Genomic DNA, 19,884 nt, shown 5'->3' with positions numbered 1-19,884 from the left:
CCTGGGAGCGGGCACGTCCTGCGGGCGACGTACCGTATGGGCGCGGGCTCAGGTACCGTGGAAGCCCTACGGACCGGTCTCTCCACGGAGAGCCCGTTCCAGATCATGAACGCGTGTCAAGACTCTGGGGCCGTCGAGCCCCGTCGTTGAGGGGGTCGAGCCATGGGGCGCGGCCGGGCCAAGGCCAAGCAGACGAAGGTCGCCCGCCAGCTGAAGTACAACAGCGGTGGGACGGACCTCTCACGCCTGGCCGAGGAGCTGGGCGCATCGACGTCGAACCAGTCGCCGAACGGCGACCGCTTCGAGGACGATGAGCACGACGACGACCTGTACGCACGGTACGCCGACCTCTACGACGAGGACGACGACGAGGACGAGGACGGCCAGTCCCCGCAGCAACGTCGCGGCGCTTGACCTTGCGCTGACCATCCGCCCGGTCGGTGACTGACGTCACCGGCCGGCTTCTGTGCTGTCCGCGTCGCCCTGTCCAGCGCGGCCACCGCCCGAAGCCCCTGGCTCAGGCGGCGTGGTCGCCGGTCAGGGCCGCGCCGGTGGTGTGCTCGCCGCGGTCGGTGATCTCTCCGGCCACCCACGCCTCCACCCCGCGGTCCGCCAGCGTCGTCAGCGCCACGTCCACGGACTCCTGCGGCGCGATCGCGATCATGCCGACGCCCATGTTGAGGGTCTTCTCCAGCTCCAGCCGCTCGACCCGGCCGGTGCGGCCGACGAGGTCGAAGACCGGCGCCGGGGTCCAGGTGGAGCGGTCCAGGGTGGCGTGCAGACCGTCCGGGATCACCCGGGCGAGGTTCGCGGCGAGGCCGCCGCCGGTGACATGGCTGAAGGCGTGCACCTCGGTGGTCCGGGTGAGCGCCAGGCAGTCCAGCGAGTAGATCTTGGTGGGCTCCAGCAGCTCCTCGCCGAGGGTCCGGCCGAGCTCGTCCACATGGGTGTCGAGGGCCAGGCCTGCCTGGTCCAGCAGCACGTGCCGGACGAGCGAGTACCCGTTCGAGTGAAGCCCGGACGCGGCCATGGCGATCACCGCGTCACCCTTGCGGATGCGATCCGCGCCGAGCAGCCGGTCGGCCTCCACGACGCCGGTGCCGGCGCCGGCGACATCGAAGTCGTCCGCGCCGAGCAGCCCCGGGTGCTCGGCCGTCTCGCCGCCGACCAGGGCACAGCCGGCCAGCACACAGCCCTCGGCGATGCCCTTGACGATCGCGGCGACCCGCTCGGGGTGGACCTTGCCGACGCAGATGTAGTCGGTCATGAACAGCGGCTCGGCGCCGCACACCACGATGTCGTCCATGACCATGGCGACCAGGTCGTGGCCGATGGTGTCGTAGACGCCCATCCGGCGGGCGATGTCGACCTTGGTGCCGACGCCGTCCGTGGCGGAGGCGAGCAGCGGGCGCTCGTAGCGCTTCAGCGCGGAGGCGTCGAAGAGGCCGGCGAAGCCGCCGAGGCCGCCGAGGACCTCGGGGCGCCGGGCCTTCTTCACCCACTCCTTCATCAGCTCGACGGCGCGGTCGCCCGCTTCGATGTCGACGCCGGCAGCCGCGTAGGAGGCACCGGAGGTCCCAGTGATCCCGGCGGTCCCAGGGGTCCCAGTGGTCTCAGACATGACGGTGAGAGCTTTCGTGTCGTAACGGCAGGGATCTGCGGCGGCTACGGGCGGCGGATCGCGTCGGCGGCGGCCGTGGCGGCGGGCCCGGCGGCCAGCTCGGTCTCCAGCAGCTGCTTTCCGAGCAGCTCGGGGTCGGGGAGCTCCATCGGGTACTCGCCGTCGAAGCAGGCGCGGCACAGGTTCGGCTTGGCGATGGTGGTCGCCTCGATCATGCCGTCGATGGAGATGTAGGCGAGGGAGTCCGCGCCGAGCGAGGCGCCGATCTCCTCGATGCTCATGCCGTTGGCGATGAGCTCGGCGCGGGTGGCGAAGTCGATGCCGAAGAAGCAGGGCCACTTCACCGGCGGCGAGGAGATCCGGATGTGGACCTCGGCGGCGCCCGCCTCGCGGAGCATGCGGACGAGGGCCCGCTGGGTGTTGCCGCGGACGATGGAGTCGTCGACGACGACCAGCCGCTTGCCCTTGATGACGTCCTTCAGCGGGTTCAGCTTCAGCCGGATGCCGAGCTGGCGGATGGTCTGGGAGGGCTGGATGAAGGTGCGGCCGACGTAGGCGTTCTTCACCAGCCCGCTGCCGAAGGGGATGCCGGAGGCCTCGGCGTAGCCGATCGCGGCCGGGGTGCCGGATTCCGGGGTCGCTATCACCAGGTCGGCGTCGACCGGGGACTCCTTGGCCAGGCGGCGGCCCATCTCGACCCGGGAGAGGTAGACGTTGCGCCCGGCGATGTCGGTGTCGGGGCGGGCCAGGTAGACGTACTCGAAGACACAGCCCTTGGGCTTCGCTTCTGCGAATCGGGACGTTCGCAGGCCGTTCTCGTCGATGGCGACGAACTCGCCGGGCTCTATCTCCCGGACGAAGCTGGCGCCGCAGATGTCGAGCGCGGCGGACTCGGAGGCGACCACCCAGCCGCGCTCCAGCCGGCCCAGCACCAGCGGGCGGATGCCCTGCGGGTCGCGGGCGGCGTACAGGGTGTGCTCGTTCATGAAGACGAGGGAGAAGGCGCCGCGCACCTTCTGCAGCACCGCGGGCGCGGCCTCCTCGATGGTCAGCGGCTTGCCGTCGGCGTCGACCTGGCCGGCCAGCAGCGCGGTGACCAGGTCGGTGTCGTTGGTGGCCGCGACCCGGGTGGAGCGGCCGTCCTGCTTGGGCAGGTCGGCGACCAGCTCGGCGAGCTCGGCGGTGTTGACCAGATTGCCGTTGTGACCGAGCGCGATCGAGCCGTGCGCGGTGGCGCGGAACGTCGGCTGGGCGTTCTCCCACACGGAGGCGCCGGTGGTCGAGTAGCGGGCGTGTCCGACCGCGATATGACCCTGGAGCGAACCGAGAGAGGTCTCGTCGAAGACCTGCGAGACCAGGCCCATGTCCTTGAAGACGAGGATCTGGGAGCCGTTGCTGACCGCGATTCCCGCGGATTCCTGGCCCCGATGCTGGAGGGCGTAGAGCCCGAAGTACGTGAGCTTTGCGACCTCTTCGCCCGGAGCCCAGACACCGAAGACGCCGCAGGCGTCCTGGGGGCCCTTCTCACCGGGAAGCAGATCGTGATTGAGTCGACCGTCACCACGTGGCACGCCACCGAGTGTAGGCGAGATCGACCACTGGTCCGAATTGGGGATACGCCGGACTCAGTGGATCACTGGTCCGCGACGGCCCGGACCGTGCTGCCGTTCGGGCTGGTCAGCGTCAGGGTATCCGGCTCGACCCGGTAGTCGATCTTGTTGTCGAAGAGGCCCAGCAGCTGCTTCTCGGCGGCCATGAGTGAGTCTTCGCACACCATTCGGGTGGTGGACGCGGCGCCGAGAGTGATACTGCCGTCGCCGACCGTGGCCTCGGCGTTGACGCGGTTGCAGCCGAGGCTGCCGGAGACGGTGCCCTGCTGTTCGTCGAAGGTCAGATGCGCCGCGTCGCCGGACACCGCGGGGGTGGTGATGGTCCACCGGGTGCCGTGCAGGGCGGTGTCCCGCTGCTCGCTCAGCCGGACGGTGTCGCCGTCGGCGGTGGTGAGGGTGAGCCGGTCGCCGTCGGTCCCGGCGCTGAGCGGTCCGGTGGTGAGGGCGCGGGCCAGCGCCTCCTCGACCGCCATGGACATGTCCTCGCAGGCCATCTCGGTGGACGCGGCGTCGCTGAGCCGGATCCGGTCGCCTTCGACGGCGGCCCGGGCGCTGAAGGTGTTGCAGCCGAAGCTGCCCTCCGCCCGGCCGTCGTCGCCGATGGTCATATGGGCGCGTTCGGGTGCCTGATGGGTCCTGCCGTCGACGGTGACGCTGTCGACGCTCCAGTGGACGCCGGTCACGGCGGGGCCGGCGGCACCGATCGTGCCGCTGCCGCCGCCACTGCCGCCGCCGGCCTGTTCGGCGCCGCAGGCCGCCACGAGCGGGACCAGCGCCGCGACGGCCGCCGTCAGGGTGATGCGCTGCTTCTGCCGGTTCATGCCCGTTCGACGGGCGTGCGGAGCCGCCGGTTCCCCTCAGCGCAGGATCGGCAGCAGGCCGCCGAGGTCGGCGCGCTCCCCGCTCGCGCTCACCTTCGCCCCGTCGACCGCGTCCTTCCAGGCCAGCCGCCCGGTGGCGAGCCTGATCCAGGTCAGCGGGTCGGTCTCGACGACGTTGGGCGGGGTGCCGCGGGTGTGCCGGGGACCCTCGACGCACTGCACCACCGCGTACGGCGGGATGCGCACCTCGGTCGAGCCGCCGGGCGCCTGCAACGCGAGCGCGTCGGCCAGCAGCCGGGTGGCGGCGGCCAGCGCCTGCCGGTCCTGCGGCACGTCCAGGCCGGGCACGGCGGCGTTCAGGTCGTCGGTGTGCACGACGAGCTCGACGGTGCGGGTGACCACGTAGTCGGCCAGCGGCAGCGCGCCCGCGCTGGTGGGCAGCAGCCGGCTGCCGGGGTGCGCGTCGAGCCGGGTGGTGAAGCGCTCCTCGGCGGCGGCGAGGCGGGCGTCGGGGTCGGGGTCGGGGTGCTGCGCGGCGAGTGAGCGGGCGGTGGCGGCGATGTCCGGGGCATCCGCGGCGATGGCGGCCGGCCAGTCCGTCAGCCGTGCGGTCGGCCGGGCCGGCTCGGGCTCCTCCAGCAGCCGGTCGACCGCCGTGAGCGCCATGCCGATGTGGGCGACCAGCTCGCGCACGGTCCAGTCGCCGAGCCGGGTGGGCAGCGCGAGCTGCTCGGGGGTGAGGGTGCGTACGGCGGCCCGTACCTGCCCGAACTGGGCCAGCACGGCGGCGCGGGTACGGGCGGGGTCGTAGGCGCGGGTGCGCTTCCTGGCCGGGGGCATGGAGAGCAGCCTAAACAGGTCGGGCGAAGTCCCCTGCGGTTCGGCAGCGCCCTGAAGGGGCACGGGGGACTGCGCGACCAGCCCTGACGGCGCCGCAGACGAGCGACGGCACATCGCGGCTTCCGGCGGAGCGCTCAGGCGGGGGCGGAGGCCGGATCGTCGGCCCGGAACACCTCGCCGTTGCGGGGGACGCCGAGGCCGCGCCAGGTGAAGGGCAGGCCGCGGGCGGTGTCCGGGTCGGGGCCGTCCATGAGCTGGAAGTGCACATGCGGCTCCGAGGAGTTGCCGGAGTTGCCGCAGCGGGCGATCGGCTGCCCGGCACGCACCCGGTCACCCTCGCGCACGGTGAACGAGCCGCGCTGCACATGGGCGTACAGCGCGTGGACGCCGTCACCGAGGTCGAGGACGACGTGGTTGCCGACGATCCGCCGGACGCCGCCCAGCTGCCGCAGGTCCCCCTCGACCAGCATCAGGTACAGCAGGGCCGGCAGCGAGGTGCGGCTGAGATGGTCGCGCCGGCCGTCCTCGACGCGCACGACGGTGCCGTCGGCGACCGCGAGCAGCGGGGCGCCGAAGGCCGGGAAGTCGCTGCTGCGGCGGACCAGGGGCCACAGGACGCGGAAGCCGGGACGGGCGCCGGGCTCCGGCTCGGCGACGATGTCGATGGCGAAGGTCTGCCCGTAGGCGTGGGTGCCGTGGCTCGGGGTGCGGTCGGCGGGGCTGTTCAGGGCGGACCAGCGGCCGGTGACCGGCGGGGCGACCTCGACGGGTTCGCGGGCGGCCCGGGTGCTGTCGGGGGCGCCGCCGGTGCGGTTCAGCACCGTGACCAGGACGAAGGCGAGGAGCAGCGGCGCCAGGTTCCACCACCAGGGGTGGGAGAGGTCGAAGATGACGGCGGCGGCGACCAGGGCGAAGAAGGCCACCAGCAGAAACCGGAATCCCAGCATGCCGAGCTTGCGCGCGCGCCTCTTGGCGGTCCCCGGTCCCATGACGGTCCTCCCCCTTGTGGTGTACACCCTCGCAACTGGTCACCTGTCCGGGCGGCCGGCTGCGGAAACCGGTCCGCGACCCGGCGGTGCGGACAACACTGGTCCGCGCCTGGAAGGAGGTGCAGCATGACGGTTATGGCCGAGAGTACGTCTCAGATGTCGGTGGAGGAGTTCGAAACGATCGCCTCCGCCGCTCCCGAGACCGTCGCGTTGGAGTTCGTCAACGGACGGATCGGGGTCAAGAGGGTGACCCGAAGCCGGACGCGGTGCTCGCGCCGGAGGCGCACTTCGCGGGACACGGGGAATGGGCCGACCCGGACGGGGCGCTCATGGTCGTCGAGGTCACCTCGTACGACTCGGACACGGACCGACGGGACCGTTTCGAGAAGCCCGCCGCCTACGGCCAGTCGGGGATCCCCGTCCACCTGCTGGTCGACCGGGACTCCTGCACGATCACGGTGCACAGTTCCCCCGACCGGCAGGTCGGTGGCTACCGCGAGGTGCACGTCGCGAAGTTCGGCGACCAAGTGACCGTCCCCGGTCCGGTCGGCATCGGGCTCGACACGGAGGTCCTCGGGAACTACGTGCGCCGAGCCGCCGGGGCCCCGCCCGGAACCGGGCGGGGTCCTCGACGTCCTGCGGCTGTCACCCGAGCAGCGCCGGGATCGTCCGCTCGTGGGCCTCGCGCAGCTCGGCCAGGGGCAGCGTGAACTCGCCCTGGAGCTCCACCGCGTCCCCGTCCACCACACCGATGCGGGTGACCGGCAGACCCCTCGCGCCGCACATGTCGTTGAAGCGGACCTCCTCCGAGCGCGGCACCGCGACGACCGCGCGGCCCGCCGACTCGGAGAACAGGAAGGTGAACGCGTCCAGCCCGTCGGGGACGACCAGCCGCGCGCCCTTGCCGCCGAGCAGCGCCGACTCCACGACCGCCTGGACCAGACCGCCGTCGGACAGGTCGTGCGCGGAGTCGATCATGCCGTCGCGGGAGGCGGAGACCAGGATCTCGGCCAGCAGCCGCTCGCGCTCCAGGTCGACCTCCGGAGGCAGCCCGCCGAGGTGGTCGTGGACCACCTGGGACCACGCCGAGCCGCCGAACTCCTCACGGGTGTCGCCGAGGAGGTACAGCAGCTGGCCCTCCTCCTGGAAGGCGACCGGCGTGCGCCGGGCCACGTCGTCGATGACACCGAGGACCGCCACGACCGGGGTGGGGTGGATGGCCGCCTCGCCGGTCTGGTTGTAGAGCGAGACGTTGCCGCCCGTCACCGGGGTGCCGAGCTGCTGACAGGCGTCGGCCAGGCCTCGTACCGCCTCCGCGAACTGCCACATCACCGCCGGGTCCTCCGGCGAACCGAAGTTCAGGCAGTCGGAGACCGCGAGCGGCCGGGCGCCGGTGGTGGCCACATTGCGGTAGGCCTCGGCGAGGGCGAGCTGCGCGCCCTTGTACGGGTCGAGCTTGGCGTACCGGCCGTTGCCGTCCGTCGCGATGGCGACGCCGAGGCCGGACTCCTCGTCGATGCGGATCATGCCGGAGTCCTCGGGCTGGGCGAGGACGGTGTTGCCCTGCACGAAGTGGTCGTACTGGGAGGTGATCCACGACTTCGACGCCTGGTTCGGGGAGCCGACCAGCTTCAGGACCTGGTCCTTCAGCTCCGCGCCGGAGGCCGGCCGGGGCAGCTTGCCCGCGTCGTCGGCCTGCAGCCCGTCCTGCCAGGACGGGCGGGCGTACGGGCGCTCGTACGTGGGGCCCTCGTGGGCGACCGTGCGCGGGTCCACGTCGACGATCTTGCCGCCGTGCCAGTAGATCTCCAGGCGGTCGCCGTCCGTCACCTCGCCGATGACGGTGGCGATGACGTCCCACTTCTCGCAGATCTCCAGGAAGCGGTCGACCTTGTCGGGCTCGACGACCGCGCACATCCTCTCCTGCGACTCGCTCATCAGGATCTCCTCGGGGGAGAGCGTCGAGTCGCGCAGCGGGACGTCGTCCAGGGTCACGCGCATGCCGCCGGAGCCGTTGGACGCCAGCTCGCTGGTCGCGCAGGACAGGCCCGCCGCGCCCAGGTCCTGGATGCCGACGACCAGCTTCTCCCGGAACGCCTCCAGGGTGCACTCGATGAGCAGCTTCTCCTGGAAGGGGTCGCCGACCTGGACGGCGGGGCGCTTGGAGGGCTTCGCGTCGTCGAAGGTCTCGGACGCCAGGATCGAGGCGCCGCCGATGCCGTCGCCGCCGGTCCGGGCGCCGTACAGGATGACCTTGTTGCCCGCGCCGGAGGCCTTGGCGAGGTGGATGTCCTCGTGCCGCATCACACCGATGCAGCCGGCGTTCACCAGCGGGTTGCCCTGGTAGCAGGCGTCGAAGACGACCTCGCCGCCGATGTTGGGCAGGCCCAGGCAGTTGCCGTAGCCGCCGATGCCCGCGACGACGCCCGGGAGGACGCGCTTGGTGTCGGGGTGGTCCGCGGCGCCGAACCTCAGCGGGTCGACCACGGCGACCGGCCGAGCGCCCATCGCGATGATGTCGCGGACGATGCCGCCGACGCCGGTGGCCGCGCCCTGGTAGGGCTCGACGTAGGAGGGGTGGTTGTGCGACTCGACCTTGAAGGTGACCGCGTAGCCCTGGCCGACGTCGACGACTCCGGCGTTCTCGCCGATGCCGACGAGCAGGGCGTCGTTCTCGGGGGCCTTCTCGCCGAACTGGCGGAGGTGGACCTTGGAGGACTTGTACGAGCAGTGCTCGGACCACATGACCGAGTACATGGCCAGCTCCGCGCCGGTGGGGCGGCGGCCGAGGATCTCGACGATCCGCTCGTACTCGTCCTTCTTCAGGCCGAGCTCGGCCCAGGGCAGCTCGGCGTCAGGGGTCGCGGTCGCGTGCTCGACCGTGTCCAGAGGGGTCCGGCTCATGCGTTGACCAGCTTCTTGAGGATCGAGGTGAAGAAGGGGAGGCCGTCGGTGCGGCCGGTGCCGATCAGCGGCTCCACGGCGTGCTCCGGGTGCGGCATCAGACCGACGACGTTGCCCGCCTCGTTGGTGATGCCGGCGATGTCGTTGAGCGAGCCGTTCGGGTTGCCGTATCCGTCAGCGGCGTCGCCGCGGACCAGGTAGCGGAAGGCGACCCGGCCCTCGGCCTCCAGCTTGTCCAGCGTGTACCGGTCGGCGACGTAACGGCCGTCCATGTTCTTGAGCGGGATACGGATCTCCTGCCCGCTCTCGTAGTCGCTGGTCCAGGCCGTGTCCGCGTTCTCCACCCGCAGCTTCTGGTCGCGGCAGATGAAGTGCAGGTGGTCGTTGCCGAGCATGCCGCCGGGGAGCAGATGGGCCTCGGTGAGGATCTGGAAGCCGTTGCAGATGCCGAGGACCGGCAGCCCGGCCCTCGCCTGCTCGATGACGGTGTCCATCACCGGCGAGAAGCGGGAGATGGCACCGGCCCGCAGGTAGTCGCCGTAGGAGAAGCCGCCGGGAAGGATCACGGCGTCGACCTGCTTGAGGTCCTTGTCCTTGTGCCAGAGCGCCACCGGCTCGGCACCGGCCACGCGGACGGCGCGCTGCGTGTCCCGGTCGTCGAGACTGCCGGGGAAAGTGACGACGCCAATACGAGCGGTCACTTCACGGCCTCCGTGACTTCCGCCGCTTCCTCGACCCGGACGGTGAAGTCCTCGATCACGGTGTTGGCGAGGAAGGATTCCGCAAGATCGTGGATGCGGGCGAGGGCGGCCTCGTCGACCGGCCCGTCAACTTCCAGTTCGAAACGCTTTCCCTGGCGGACGTCCGAGATCCCCTCGAAACCGAGCCGCGGCAGTGCGCGCTGCACCGCCTGGCCCTGGGGGTCGAGGATCTCCGGCTTGAGCATGACGTCGACTACGACGCGTGCCACTGGCACTCCCGGTGTGTGGTGCTGAGCAGGTTCCTTCAGACTACCCGTACAAAAAATCTACGCGTGTAGCGTTGGAGGAAAGTACGTGACCCCTGTCACGATTCGGCATCGACGGGGGACGCGGACGAAAAACATCGGGAAAGATCGCGCATCGAACCCCGGAACCCTATTGCACGGTGGACACGCGCAGAGATTTAGTCGGTCTTCCCGTTGCAATGCCGGGCGCTGTACAAATGAAATGTCATTAGCCGATACTTTGCCCAATAGCAGGCGAACAGTCGGCATCTCCGGGGCGTCCTGGCACGTCATCACGGAGTTGCCGCACGAAGGGACCGATATTCGTGGCGCAGCGTGTCGTGGTCACTCTCTCCGACGACATCGACGGCTCGGAAGCGGCGGAGACGATCGCCTTCGGACTCGACGGCAGGATGTACGAGATCGACCTGAACGAAACCCATGCCAAGCACCTCCGCAAGGCCCTGAAGCCCTATGTGGAGGCCGGCCGCAAGCGCTCCAGGTCAGGCAAGGCCTACCGGCAGACCGAGGTCGCCCCCGACCCGGCCGCGGTCCGCGCCTGGGCACAGGCGAACCGGATGGACGTGCCGGCGCGGGGCCGGATCCCCAAGAAGGTGTACGAGGCGTTCGCCGCCGCACAGTGAACAGCCCTCCGCCCTGCACAGCCCCGCGCGGTGAACCAGCCCCTGCGCAGTGAACGGCCGCGACCGCCCGCGACGGCTCACCCGCCCCTCACGGCAACCGACTTGCGCGGCACCCCTGGTGATCAGCTAGAGTCTGGAGCACGCCGCGGGGCGGGGCCGGGAAGGCCCGGTCCGCAAGGGCATGCGGGTGTAGTTCAGTAGTAGAACATCCCCCTTCCAGGGGGAAGGCGCAGTGTGCAATTCCTGTCACCCGCTCTGCACCACCGGTCCGACCACGCTTGTGGATCAGGTAGGCTGGTGCTCGCACCGATCGATGGCCGTATCTCTCAGGCGGTCGGTCGGCAGCAGTGCGGACGTAGCTCAGTTGGTAGAGCGCAACCTTGCCAAGGTTGAGGTCGCGAGTTCGAGCCTCGTCGTCCGCTCGGGATGAGACCCCGGTCCTGATGGGCCGGGGTCTTTTCGTGCTGCCGCCGGGGCGGCGGTCTGACATTTGTCATGCCGGCTGATGACGGGGTGCACGACGTACGGCTCCGCGCTGCCGGGATGCTGGAGCCATGGAAGCGAACGAACACGAGCACGTGATCGAGGTCACCGACCTGCGGCGTGTCTACGGGGGCGGGTTCGAGGCGGTGCGCGGGGTCACCTTCTCCGTGCGCCGCGGGGAGATCTTCGCGCTGCTGGGCACCAACGGCGCCGGCAAGACATCCACCGTCGAACTGCTGGAAGGGCTCGCCGCACCGGCCGGCGGGCGGATCCGGGTCCTCGGCCACGACCCGTACACCGAGCGGGCCGCCGTACGCCCCCGCACCGGCGTGATGCTGCAGGAGGGCGGCTTCCCCTCCGAGCTGACCGTCGCCGAGACCGCCCGGATGTGGGCGGGCTGCGTCAGCGGGGCGCGGCCCACCGGTGAGGCGCTGGCCCTGGTCGGGCTGGACGCCAGGACCGGCGTACGCGTCAAGCAGCTGTCCGGGGGCGAGCGGCGCCGGCTGGACCTGGCGCTCGCGCTGCTCGGCCGGCCCGAGGTGCTGTTTCTGGACGAGCCGACCACCGGGCTGGACGCCGAAGGCCGCCGGGACACCTGGGAGTTGGTGCGCACTCTGCGCGACGGCGGCACCACCGTGCTGCTGACCACCCACTATCTGGAAGAGGCCGAGAGCCTCGCCGACCGGCTCGCGATCCTGCACGAGGGCCGTATCGCCGCCGCCGGAACACCGGCCGAGGTGACCGCCGCGCAGCCGTCCCGGATCACCTTCGAACTGCCCGACGGCTGGTTCGTCGGCGATCTGCCGCCACTCGGCGAACTGGGCGTGTGCGGCCACGAGACCGAAGGGCGGATCGTACGGCTGCAGACGCGCGAGCTGCAGCGGGCGGCCACCCGGCTGCTGGTGTGGGCCGAGAGCGCCGGAGTGGAGCTGCGCGGGCTGGACGTGCGGTCGGCGTCCCTGGAGGAGGCGTTCCTGGGGATCGCACGGCAGGCTGCCGCGGGGTCGGCTCCGGGGACGGCCGGGGCGGCTGCGGATACCGGGGCGGCCACCGGCACGGGGGCGGCCACCGGCACGACGGGGACGAAGGAGTACGTGGCATGAGCGCGACGGACCCGACCGCGACGAAGGCGGGGGCGAGGACCGCGCAGGCGGGGGCGAGGACCGGCGCCGGCACGCCGGTGAGCCGGATGACGGCACTGGCCCGCGCCGAACTGACCCTGCTCGGGCGCAGCAAGGGCACCCTGGTCGGCGCCCTGTTCGTGCCGCTGGTGCTGCCGCTGAGCGCGCGTTCGGCGGCCACCGAGATGGACCTCGACGAGGCCGGACTGTCGGTCGGCGCGGTGGTGCTGCCCGCCGCGGTCGGCTTCTCCCTGCTGTTCGCCGTGTACTCGGCACTGGTCGGCGTCTATGTCGCCCGGCGCGAGGAGCTCGTCCTGAAACGGCTGCGCACCGGCGAGCTGAGGGACGCCGAGATCCTCGCCGGATCGGCGCTGCCCGCCGCGGTCGTCGGGCTGGCGCAGTGTGTGCTGCTGGCGGTGGGCTGCGCCGTACTGCTGGACATGGCGGCGCCGTCCGCACCCCATCTGGCCGTCCTCGGCATGCTGTTGGGCCTGTTGCTGTGTGCCGGGCTGGCCGCGGTCACCGCGAGCTTCACCCGGACCGCGGAGAGCGCGCAGGTCACCCCGATGCCGCTGATGATCGTCTCGATGCTGGGCTCGGGCATGTTCGTCCCGCTGGAACTGCTGCCGGACCGGGTGGCCTCCGTCTGTGAGCTGCTGCCGCTGACGCCCGTCGTCACGCTGGTACGCGGCGGCTGGACCGGCGGCCTCTCGGCCTACGAGGCACTGGGGGCCCTCGCCACCGGGCTGGCCTGGACGGTGCTCGCCGTGTTTGCTGTGCAGCGGTGGTTCCGCTGGGAACCACGGCACTGATCCGGCGGAACGAACGGGGCGAGCAGGGAGATGCACAGGCCGGGCGGCTGGTGGCGGCGGAAGAACACGCCGGAGAAGGTCGAGACGTACACGCGGTGGTCGTTCCACTTCTTCGGCGTGATCGAGATCCTCAGCATCGGGCTGTCCAGCTTCGACCAGGTGGGGACGAGGCCGGCGGGCATGCTGTCGCTGCTGGTCGTCGCGCACGCCGCGCTGTGCATGACGACCGCCTCGCGGGCCCTGGACTGGACCCGCGGACGCCGGCCGCAACCGGTGCGGATGCTGTGGGTGCTCGGTGCCGCCACCGCGGTGCTGGCCGTCGGCGCCCTCGGCGTCGGAGCGCTCGGACCGGACGAGGAGAGCGTCCATGCCGCGGTAGGCGGGGTCTACGGCGGCGTGCTCTGCTTCGGCGCCGGCATCATGACGCTCGGGCTCGGCAGCCGGCGGCGGGTGATCGAGCTGGTCGGCGGGTTCGCGGTGGGCGCCGGGGGCATGGTCCTCGCGGTGGGGCTGCCGTGGCCCGCTGCCCTGGCCGCCCTGTGCGCCGTACTGGCCGGTGCCGGGTTCCTCGCCTTCACCTCGGTCTTCTCCGTCTGGCTGCTCAACGCGGTCTACGAGCTCGACGAGGCCCGTGAGACCCGGGCCCGGCTCGCCGTCGCCGAGGAGCGGCTGCGGTTCGGCCGGGATCTGCACGACGTGCTGGGGCGGAATCTGGCGGTGGTCGCGCTCAAGAGCGAGCTGGCCGTCCAGCTGGCCCGGCGCGGGCGGCCCGAGGCGGTGGAGCAGATGATCGAGGTGCAGCGCATCGCGCACGAGTCGCAGCGCGAGGTGCGCGATGTCGTACGGGGCTACCGGGAGGCCGATCTGGAGGCCGAACTGGCCGGAGCCCACGGGGTTCTGACGGCGGCGGGCATCGACTGCGAGGTGACCGGCGCGGCGGCCGGGCTGCCCGCCGAGGTGCAGTCGGCGCTCGGCTGGGTGGTGCGGGAGGCCACCACCAACGTGCTGCGGCACGGGGACGCGAGGAGGTGTGCCGTGGCGGTGGGGGCGGCGGACGGACGGGTGGTACTGACGGTGGAGAACGACGGGGCGGGCTCGGCCGCGGAGGGCGCCGGACACGGCGGCACGGGACTGGCCGGTCTGCGCGAACGGCTGTCGGCGGTGGACGGGACCCTCCGGGCGGGCCGGGCCGGTGCCGACGCGTTCCGGCTGGTCGCGGAGGTGCCGTTGGCCTCTTCGCAGGCGAGTGTGGTGGAGGTTGTGTCGTGAGCAGACTGCCTGTGACGGTGCAGGAGGTGCTCTGGTGAGCGAGAGGGTACGGGTGCTGCTCGCCGACGACGAGCATCTGATCCGCGGGGCGCTGGCGGCGCTGCTGTCCCTGGAGGACGATCTCGTGGTCGTCGCGGAGGCGGCGAGCGGCCCCGAGGCGCTGGCGATGGCGCGGGCGCACGCCCCCGACGTGGCGGTGCTGGATCTGCAGATGCCCGGTGCCGACGGTGTGAAGGTCGCCACATCCCTGCGGACCGAACTGCCCGGCTGCCGGGTGCTGATCGTGACCGGTCACGGGCGGCCCGGACATCTGAAGCGGGCACTCGCGGCGGGGGTTCGCGGATTCGTCCCGAAGACGGTCAGCGCCCAGCGGCTCGCCGAGCTCATCCGGACCGTGCACGCCGGAAACCGTTACATCGATCCGGAGTTGGCCGCCGACGCGATCTCCGCCGGGGACTCTCCGCTCACCGCGCGGGAGGCCGAGGTCCTGGAGCTGGCCGCCGACGGCGCCCCCGTCGCGGAGATCGCGGAGCGGGCCGCGCTCGCCGAGGGGACGGTACGGAACTATCTGTCGTCGGCCGTGACCAAGCTCGGGGCGGAGAACCGTCATACCGCGGTGCGTCTCGCGCGCGAGCGCGGTTGGGTATAGTGGCTGTCGCGCCACGGCGCAACGCGGACGTAGCTCAGTTGGTAGAGCGCAACCTTGCCAAGGTTGAGGTCGCGAGTTCGAGCCTCGTCGTCCGCTCCAGCAAGGCCCCCGGCTTCCGGGGGCCTTTTGCGTGGGCGCCTCATGCCCAGGTGGTGCCCGTCAGGCGCTCGTAGGCCTCCAGGTACTTGGCACGGGTGGCGTCGACGACGTGCTCCGGCAGCGGCGGCGGGGGCTGCTCGCCCGTCCGGTCCCAGCCGGACTCCGGCGAGGTGAGCCAGTCGCGGACGTACTGCTTGTCGTACGACGGCTGCGCGCGGCCCGGCTGCCACTGGTCGGCCGGCCAGAAGCGGGAGGAGTCGGGGGTGAGGACCTCGTCGGCGAGGATCAGGGTGTCGCCCTCGAAACCGAACTCGAACTTGGTGTCCGCGAGGATGATGCCGCGGTCGCGGGCGATGTCGCGGGCGCGGCCGTAGACGGCGAGGGTGGTCTGGCGCAGCTGGGCGGCGGTCTCGGCGCCGACCTGGCGGGCGACCTCCTCGTAGGAGACGTTCTCGTCGTGCTCGCCGACCTCGGCCTTGGTGGCCGGGGTGAAGATCGGGGCGGGGAGCCCGCTGCCGTCGACGAGGCCCTCGGGCAGGGCGAGACCGCAGACCGTGCGGGTCTCGGTGTACTCGGCGAGGCCGGAGCCGGTGAGGTAGCCGCGGGCCACGCACTCGACCGGGACCATGTCGAGGGCCTTGCAGACCAGGGCGCGGCCGGCCCAGTCGGCGGGGGCGCCGGCCGGCAGTTCGCTGCTCAGGACGTGGTTCGGAACCAGGTCGGCGAGCTGCTCGAACCACCACAGGGAGAGCTGGGTGAGCACCCGGCCCTTGTCCGGGATCTCGGTCGGAAGCACCCAGTCGTAGGCGGAGATGCGGTCGCTGGCGACCATCACGAGGTCGCCCGCCTCGTTCCGGTACAGCTCGCGCACCTTGCCGGTGTGCAGATGTACCAGGCCCGGAACCTGGGTCGGCTCGGGCTTTTCGACGAATCCGGACACGGTTCCTCCCCGTGGTTCTGTACGAGTGGGTCGATTCTCCCGTATGCGGGGACCGATCTGGGGGGCGGGGTGGGGGCGAAGGGGTCTGGCGGGCTCGGTCAGTCGCGTTTGCAGATGTGGTCCAGGAGGTTTGCCGTGGCCCGCTGGATACGCGGGTCCACGTGGCCCGGGCGGTCCAGGGCCGGTGACCAGGCGAACGTCCCGGACGCGAAGACCCAGGCGCCGGACGGCGCACGGTACAGCGACGTCTCCTGGTGCCGCCGGGCCCCGTCCGCGTCGGTGTACGGGGAGTGGGCGAGCAGTGTCCGCTCCTCGTGCTCGGGGAGCGGGGTGCGCGGGAAGTAGCGGTCCGCCTCGCCGGCGACCAGCCCCTCGATCTCGTCGCCCTCGTGAGCGCCCGTGGCCTCCCACAGCCAGTGCCCGGCGTTGCGGACGATCAGCGGGTGCGGTTCGGGGACGCGGCCCGCGTACTGGATGCCGAGCAGTTGCTGCTCGGCGCGGTCCACCTCCCGCCACAGCACCGGCCGGCCCGGGCCCCGGCGCTTACGGCAGGTCAGCAGGCGGTCGGAGGCCCCGGACGGGGAGGAGGACAGCTCCACCTGCCAGTACATGGTGTTGGCGGAGAGGAAGACCAGGGACGTGCCCTGCTCGCGGGCGAGTTCGGTGGTGCGGCACATGGCGGCGGACCAGTACTCGTCATGGCCGGGGAAGAGCATGCCCCGGTAGCGGGTGGGGTCGATGCGCCCGGCGTGCAGATCGCGGGCGTCGGCGTAGGCGAGGTCGTAGCCGTAGCGCTCGGCGAAGCGGATGACGTCGTAGGCGTGGCCGACGTGCAGCGGCAGCCCGGCACCGGCGAACGGGCGGTCGAAGCAGACCGTGGTGGCGGCGTCGGCCTCGCCCAGCAGCCGGCCGTTCTCGTCCCAGGCGTGGTAGAGGCTGGCACCGGTGCGGCCGTCCTCCGGGTAGAGGTTGTACGCCTGCCAGGTGATGTCGGGCAGCACCAGCAGCAGATCGGCCGGGTCCCTGGAGCGGACCGTGAAGGGCACGTGGGAGCGGTAGCCGTCGGCGGTGGTGAGCACGGCGACGTAGGCGCCGATCCGCCAGTACGACGGGATCGGTAACCGCCAGGACAGCCACCAGTGATGACACGAGACCGTGCGGTCGGCGGTGAGCGGCGGCGGCTGGACGATGCCGGAGAGCCGGGGACTGGTGGTGATCTTGGCGGCTCCGTCGCCGCCGTAGTGGCCGATGCGATAGACGTCGACGGCGAACTCCTGCGGCGGGTCCACCGTGACGTGGAAGTCGATCGCCTCGCCCGGGGCGACGGCCCCCTGGGAGGTGAAGCCCTTGATCTGGCGGTGGACGTCGTCCGCGGCGCGGGGGCCGCCGCCGGAGCGGCGGCGGCCCGGGGCTCTGGCGGCCTCGGCCCTGTCCGCGGCCTCGGCCCTCTCCGCGCCCGCGCCCGTGCCCCTATCCGCATCCCGGTCCACGTACCAGGGGATGACCTGGCCGTCCTCGAAGTACGTCTCTCCTCCGCGCAGCCACGGCACGGGGCCCTGACCGAAGGGGTCGGTCACGGCGTGCGCCAGTGCGCCCGACTCCCAGCGGCGGACCTGCTCCGACCCCATGGGTCATTCCCCTCCCTCGTACCCCCGTGGTCGCGTCCCGCGTGCCCCGTGGTCCTGCGCCGGGTCCTGCGTATGACGTGCGCGCATGCCCCGTGCGCGATCGGTCCCAGCACATCACATTTCGCACGCGCGCGGTCACTGTTCGTCGCGAACTGGCCGAAAGTGGAACTGAATAATCCGGATCAGTGGGTCGGATCGACCGGGATCGGGACTGTCCGGTCAGACGAGGCGTACCGGTTTCTCCGGGCGTATGCCCTGGTCGGTCAGCCAGGCGCGGAGCGGCGCCGGGTCGCCGGTCTCGACCAGGCTGAGCACCCGGGGGGTCAGGTCGGCCGCACGCTCGCCTCCGATCAGGAGCGACGGGCCGTCGAGCCAGTCCAGGCCGGGGGCAGCGCCGGCGGTGTCCATCGCGGCGCAGCACACCATCGCGGTGATGTGGTCGGCGAGCAGCTCGCGGCCGCTGCGCGGGGGCTGCGGCGGGAAGAGGGGGAGCGCGCGGTCGTCCCAGAGGACGGTGTCGGGAGAGGGCGGCGCGGGCGAACCGGCGTGGCCGGCTCCCGGTCCGGAGGGGCCGGGGACCGCAGCACCGGGTACGAAGGAGGCCTGGCCGCCGGCCTCCTCGCGCGCGAGCTCGGCGCTGAGGCCGGCGGCGAGGGCGGCACCGCGGGGGGTGGTGGCTGCGGAGAGGTCGTCCTCGTCGTCCGGGGGGCCCTTGTCGCCTGCGGCGTTCGGCGGGCCCGCGACGCCCGGGTGGCCCTCGTCGGGCAGGTGGTGGGGGTCGCGGGCATTGCGGGGGTGACGGTCGTCACGAGGATGAAGGTCGCCACCGGCGACACCCTCGTCACGGGCGTCGCGATCGCCGCTGGAGTCCCGGTCGCCGCGGTCTCCGCAGTCGCGACGGGAGTCTTGGACGCGCTGGTCGGTGCAGGAGTCGTGGGCCCGGGGGTGCCGGCGGTCGCGGCTCTCGTGGGAGGAGCCGGGGTCGTGGCGATCGTGGGGTGGATCGAGGTCGTGGGGTGGATCGAGGTCGTGGCGATCGTGGGACGGATCGGGGTCGGTGAGGTGGTCGAGGACGCGAGCCAGGGTGGGGCCCTCGGTCCCGGGACCGTCGGCCACGGGGGCGGTGTCCGGCCCCGGGGCCATCGCGGTCGCGGTGGTGCGGCGGACACCCAGGGTGTCCAGGACGCGGTGCAGCCGGGCGGCGTCGGTGCGCCAGGTGCGGTCGACGACCTCCTCGGGGTACTCGTGCCACCCGACCGGCGCCCAGTCAGGCCCGTGTTCGGCGGGTCCGCCGTGGAAGAGGCGGGCGGCGAGGAGGGAGGCGGCCTCGTCCACCGCGCCGGGCTCCTCCAGCAGGTCGCATGCGGGACGCTCGCCGAGCCGTGAGGCGAAGCCCTCGGCCAGCCGGTCGCGCCGGGACAGTTCGGTGAGCGCCGCGACGACGCCCGCGTCCAACCGGGAGGGCCAGCGGCCGATCCGCCAGGCGGGCAGTGCCACCCGGGTCAGCAGGCGGTCCCAGCCCGCGTACGCAAGACCCACCTGCTCCTGGGCGACGATCCGCAGCCCGTAGTCCACAGCCTGTGCACGCTCCGCGGCCGCTGCCGCGACGCCGCGCTCCAGCTCGGCGGCGTGCACCCGGCAGCTGTGCAGCAGCAGCCTGGCCACCCGGCCGACGCCCGCGTAGACGAGCCGGGCCGGCAGGCGCCTGGGGTGGTCGCCTGCCACGGCCACGGCCGCGTCCAGACCGCGCACGAAGCGCCGGGCCGCGGCTATGTCGGGGTGCGCCGACGGTCCCGTACCGGCGACGACCGGGGCGAGGACGGCGCGCAGCTCGCCGACGCGCATCCACCACAGGAAGGGCGAGCCGATGACGAGGACGGGTGCGGCGGGGGAACCGCGCCGCGGCTGACGGCCCAGGCCCGCGATGTCGTCGTGGTCCTCCGGCGGCGGAGGGCCGTGGGCCGGATGGGTGCGGTCCTCCAGCCAGCTGTCGCAGTCCGGGGTGAGCGCTATGGCGGAGGGCGCGGGGACGTCGAGGCGGTCGGCGAGGTCGCGCACCATCCGGTAGAGATCCGGGGCCGACTCCTCGGCGATCGGGACCGTCGGGCTGACGGCGGGACGGGCACGGGCCACGACGAGGGCGAAGGCGCCGGCGGCCAGCAGTACGAGAAGCGCAAGCACCGAGACGGTCCAGCGGGCGGCGTCCCAGCCCGCGCCCGTCAGCCGGCCGGTGGCGCCGCCCGCGAGCAGGATCACCGCGCCCGCAGCGGGCAGCAGGGCGACGGCCAGGGCCCGGCTGCGGATGCGCAGCACGGCCAGCGCCCGGGAGCGCGCGGCCTGCGCACCCCGCTCCTCGACACCCGTACCGGTCATGACCGGGCCACACCCCCTCCCTGCCTGGGCTGACGCTGCTTGGTGGTGGTCACTCCCCCACTGTGGCACCCGCCACTGACATCGCAATGCCGGTGG

At 72.2% G+C, this 19,884-nt stretch carries 17 protein-coding genes, 3 tRNA genes and 1 pseudogene; 10 read left to right on the top strand and 11 right to left on the bottom strand.

Going from position 1 to position 19,884, the window contains the following annotated elements:
• The first annotated feature begins 162 nt into the window (after positions 1-162).
• Positions 163-414, top strand: coding sequence for a DUF3073 domain-containing protein (locus V5O46_RS23855; RefSeq protein WP_332886723.1), 252 nt, complete (start codon positions 163-165; stop codon positions 412-414).
• Positions 415-517: 103 nt separating this feature from the next.
• On the opposite strand, the gene purM is transcribed toward V5O46_RS23855, so the two are convergent.
• From purM to V5O46_RS23830, 5 genes are all read right to left on the bottom strand, one after another.
• Positions 518-1,621, bottom strand: coding sequence for a phosphoribosylformylglycinamidine cyclo-ligase (gene purM / locus V5O46_RS23850; RefSeq protein WP_332886722.1), 1,104 nt, complete (start codon positions 1,619-1,621; stop codon positions 518-520).
• A 44-nt stretch (positions 1,622-1,665) separates the two neighbouring features.
• Positions 1,666-3,192 (bottom strand): amidophosphoribosyltransferase, encoded by a 1,527-nt coding sequence (gene purF / locus V5O46_RS23845; protein WP_332886721.1) that lies wholly within the window; start codon positions 3,190-3,192, stop codon positions 1,666-1,668.
• Positions 3,193-3,254: 62 nt separating this feature from the next.
• Positions 3,255-4,052 carry an META domain-containing protein gene (locus V5O46_RS23840; RefSeq protein WP_332886720.1) on the bottom strand — a complete coding sequence of 266 codons (798 nt, stop codon included), beginning with the start codon at positions 4,050-4,052 and terminating at the stop codon, positions 3,255-3,257.
• Between the two features lie 36 nt (positions 4,053-4,088).
• Positions 4,089-4,892: a maleylpyruvate isomerase family mycothiol-dependent enzyme gene (locus tag V5O46_RS23835; RefSeq protein ID WP_332886719.1), complete on the bottom strand. Its 804-nt coding sequence runs from the start codon at positions 4,890-4,892 to the stop codon at positions 4,089-4,091.
• A gap of 134 nt (positions 4,893-5,026) precedes the next feature.
• Positions 5,027-5,881 carry a M23 family metallopeptidase gene (locus V5O46_RS23830; RefSeq protein ID WP_332886718.1) on the bottom strand — a complete coding sequence of 285 codons (855 nt, stop codon included), beginning with the start codon at positions 5,879-5,881 and terminating at the stop codon, positions 5,027-5,029.
• A 126-nt stretch (positions 5,882-6,007) separates the two neighbouring features.
• Between V5O46_RS23830 and V5O46_RS23825 the strand changes: the two are divergent.
• Positions 6,008-6,471 (top strand): annotated as a pseudogene (locus V5O46_RS23825) (Uma2 family endonuclease); the annotation flags it as partial.
• Between the two features lie 55 nt (positions 6,472-6,526).
• Here V5O46_RS23825 and purL read toward each other — a convergent pair.
• From purL to purS, 3 genes are read right to left on the bottom strand one after another with little or no spacing between them, the layout of a single operon-like run.
• Complete coding sequence (purL, locus tag V5O46_RS23820; RefSeq protein ID WP_332886717.1) at positions 6,527-8,785, bottom strand: phosphoribosylformylglycinamidine synthase subunit PurL; 2,259 nt, start codon at positions 8,783-8,785, stop codon at positions 6,527-6,529.
• Complete coding sequence (purQ, locus tag V5O46_RS23815) at positions 8,782-9,486, bottom strand: phosphoribosylformylglycinamidine synthase subunit PurQ (RefSeq protein WP_332886716.1); 705 nt, start codon at positions 9,484-9,486, stop codon at positions 8,782-8,784. Before purQ ends, purL begins: the two co-directional genes overlap by 4 nt.
• Entirely contained in the window at positions 9,483-9,755 is a 273-nt protein-coding gene (gene purS / locus V5O46_RS23810) for a phosphoribosylformylglycinamidine synthase subunit PurS (RefSeq protein WP_184818923.1), read from the bottom strand. The genes purQ and purS overlap by 4 nt, the downstream gene beginning before the upstream one ends.
• Before the next feature lie 341 nt (positions 9,756-10,096).
• Here purS and V5O46_RS23805 point away from each other — a divergent pair, with 341 nt between their 5' ends.
• The 8 genes from V5O46_RS23805 to V5O46_RS23770 all read left to right on the top strand — a co-directional run bounded on the left by V5O46_RS23805 (position 10,097) and on the right by V5O46_RS23770 (position 14,847).
• Positions 10,097-10,414, top strand: coding sequence for a histone-like nucleoid-structuring protein Lsr2 (locus V5O46_RS23805; protein ID WP_332886715.1), 318 nt, complete (start codon positions 10,097-10,099; stop codon positions 10,412-10,414).
• A 183-nt stretch (positions 10,415-10,597) separates the two neighbouring features.
• Positions 10,598-10,669 (top strand) — tRNA-Gly (locus tag V5O46_RS23800).
• A 94-nt stretch (positions 10,670-10,763) separates the two neighbouring features.
• Positions 10,764-10,836 (top strand) — tRNA-Gly (locus tag V5O46_RS23795).
• Between the two features lie 132 nt (positions 10,837-10,968).
• Positions 10,969-12,000 carry an ABC transporter ATP-binding protein gene (locus V5O46_RS23790; RefSeq protein WP_332886714.1) on the top strand — a complete coding sequence of 344 codons (1,032 nt, stop codon included), beginning with the start codon at positions 10,969-10,971 and terminating at the stop codon, positions 11,998-12,000.
• On the top strand, positions 11,997-12,830 hold the full coding sequence (locus V5O46_RS23785; protein WP_408649040.1) for an ABC transporter permease: 834 nt from the start codon (positions 11,997-11,999) through the stop codon (positions 12,828-12,830). Before V5O46_RS23790 ends, V5O46_RS23785 begins: the two co-directional genes overlap by 4 nt.
• Before the next feature lie 30 nt (positions 12,831-12,860).
• Positions 12,861-14,099: a sensor histidine kinase gene (locus tag V5O46_RS23780; protein ID WP_332886713.1), complete on the top strand. Its 1,239-nt coding sequence runs from the start codon at positions 12,861-12,863 to the stop codon at positions 14,097-14,099.
• A 34-nt stretch (positions 14,100-14,133) separates the two neighbouring features.
• Positions 14,134-14,748, top strand: a complete 615-nt coding sequence (locus V5O46_RS23775; RefSeq protein ID WP_332886712.1) for a response regulator transcription factor — start codon at positions 14,134-14,136, stop codon at positions 14,746-14,748.
• 23 nt (positions 14,749-14,771) lie between these two features.
• Positions 14,772-14,847: transfer RNA gene (locus V5O46_RS23770), tRNA-Gly, on the top strand.
• 40 nt (positions 14,848-14,887) lie between these two features.
• Here the strand turns inward: V5O46_RS23770 and V5O46_RS23765 are convergent.
• The 3 genes from V5O46_RS23765 to V5O46_RS23755 form a co-directional block, all read right to left on the bottom strand.
• Complete coding sequence (locus V5O46_RS23765; protein ID WP_332886711.1) at positions 14,888-15,787, bottom strand: phosphoribosylaminoimidazolesuccinocarboxamide synthase; 900 nt, start codon at positions 15,785-15,787, stop codon at positions 14,888-14,890.
• A 98-nt stretch (positions 15,788-15,885) separates the two neighbouring features.
• Positions 15,886-17,415: a N,N-dimethylformamidase beta subunit family domain-containing protein gene (locus V5O46_RS23760; RefSeq protein ID WP_332886710.1), complete on the bottom strand. Its 1,530-nt coding sequence runs from the start codon at positions 17,413-17,415 to the stop codon at positions 15,886-15,888.
• A gap of 219 nt (positions 17,416-17,634) precedes the next feature.
• Positions 17,635-19,788: a hypothetical protein gene (locus V5O46_RS23755; protein ID WP_332886709.1), complete on the bottom strand. Its 2,154-nt coding sequence runs from the start codon at positions 19,786-19,788 to the stop codon at positions 17,635-17,637.
• Positions 19,789-19,884 lie beyond the last annotated feature (96 nt).

Origin of the sequence: Streptomyces poriticola (genome assembly GCF_036689765.1) — a bacterium.
GTDB classification, from domain to species: domain Bacteria; phylum Actinomycetota; class Actinomycetes; order Streptomycetales; family Streptomycetaceae; genus Streptomyces; species Streptomyces poriticola.
The sequence above is the reverse complement of the archived record's forward strand: the minus strand, read 5'-3'. Positions and strand labels throughout refer to the sequence as shown.

Excerpts from the sequence above, each read along its gene's own strand:
- V5O46_RS23785 (WP_408649040.1), top strand. The coding sequence starts at position 11,997 with ATGAGCGCGACGGACCCGACCGCGACGAAGGCGGGGGCGAGGACCGCG.
- purM (WP_332886722.1), bottom strand. The coding sequence starts at position 1,621 with ATGTCTGAGACCACTGGGACCCCTGGGACCGCCGGGATCACTGGGACC.
- V5O46_RS23830 (WP_332886718.1), bottom strand. The coding sequence starts at position 5,881 with ATGGGACCGGGGACCGCCAAGAGGCGCGCGCGCAAGCTCGGCATGCTG.
- V5O46_RS23835 (WP_332886719.1), bottom strand. The coding sequence starts at position 4,892 with ATGCCCCCGGCCAGGAAGCGCACCCGCGCCTACGACCCCGCCCGTACC.
- V5O46_RS23790 (WP_332886714.1), top strand. The coding sequence starts at position 10,969 with ATGGAAGCGAACGAACACGAGCACGTGATCGAGGTCACCGACCTGCGG.
- V5O46_RS23755 (WP_332886709.1), bottom strand. The coding sequence starts at position 19,788 with ATGACCGGTACGGGTGTCGAGGAGCGGGGTGCGCAGGCCGCGCGCTCC.
- V5O46_RS23855 (WP_332886723.1), top strand. The coding sequence starts at position 163 with ATGGGGCGCGGCCGGGCCAAGGCCAAGCAGACGAAGGTCGCCCGCCAG.
- V5O46_RS23780 (WP_332886713.1), top strand. The coding sequence starts at position 12,861 with ATGCACAGGCCGGGCGGCTGGTGGCGGCGGAAGAACACGCCGGAGAAG.
- V5O46_RS23840 (WP_332886720.1), bottom strand. The coding sequence starts at position 4,052 with ATGAACCGGCAGAAGCAGCGCATCACCCTGACGGCGGCCGTCGCGGCG.
- V5O46_RS23760 (WP_332886710.1), bottom strand. The coding sequence starts at position 17,415 with ATGGGGTCGGAGCAGGTCCGCCGCTGGGAGTCGGGCGCACTGGCGCAC.
- purL (WP_332886717.1), bottom strand. The coding sequence starts at position 8,785 with ATGAGCCGGACCCCTCTGGACACGGTCGAGCACGCGACCGCGACCCCT.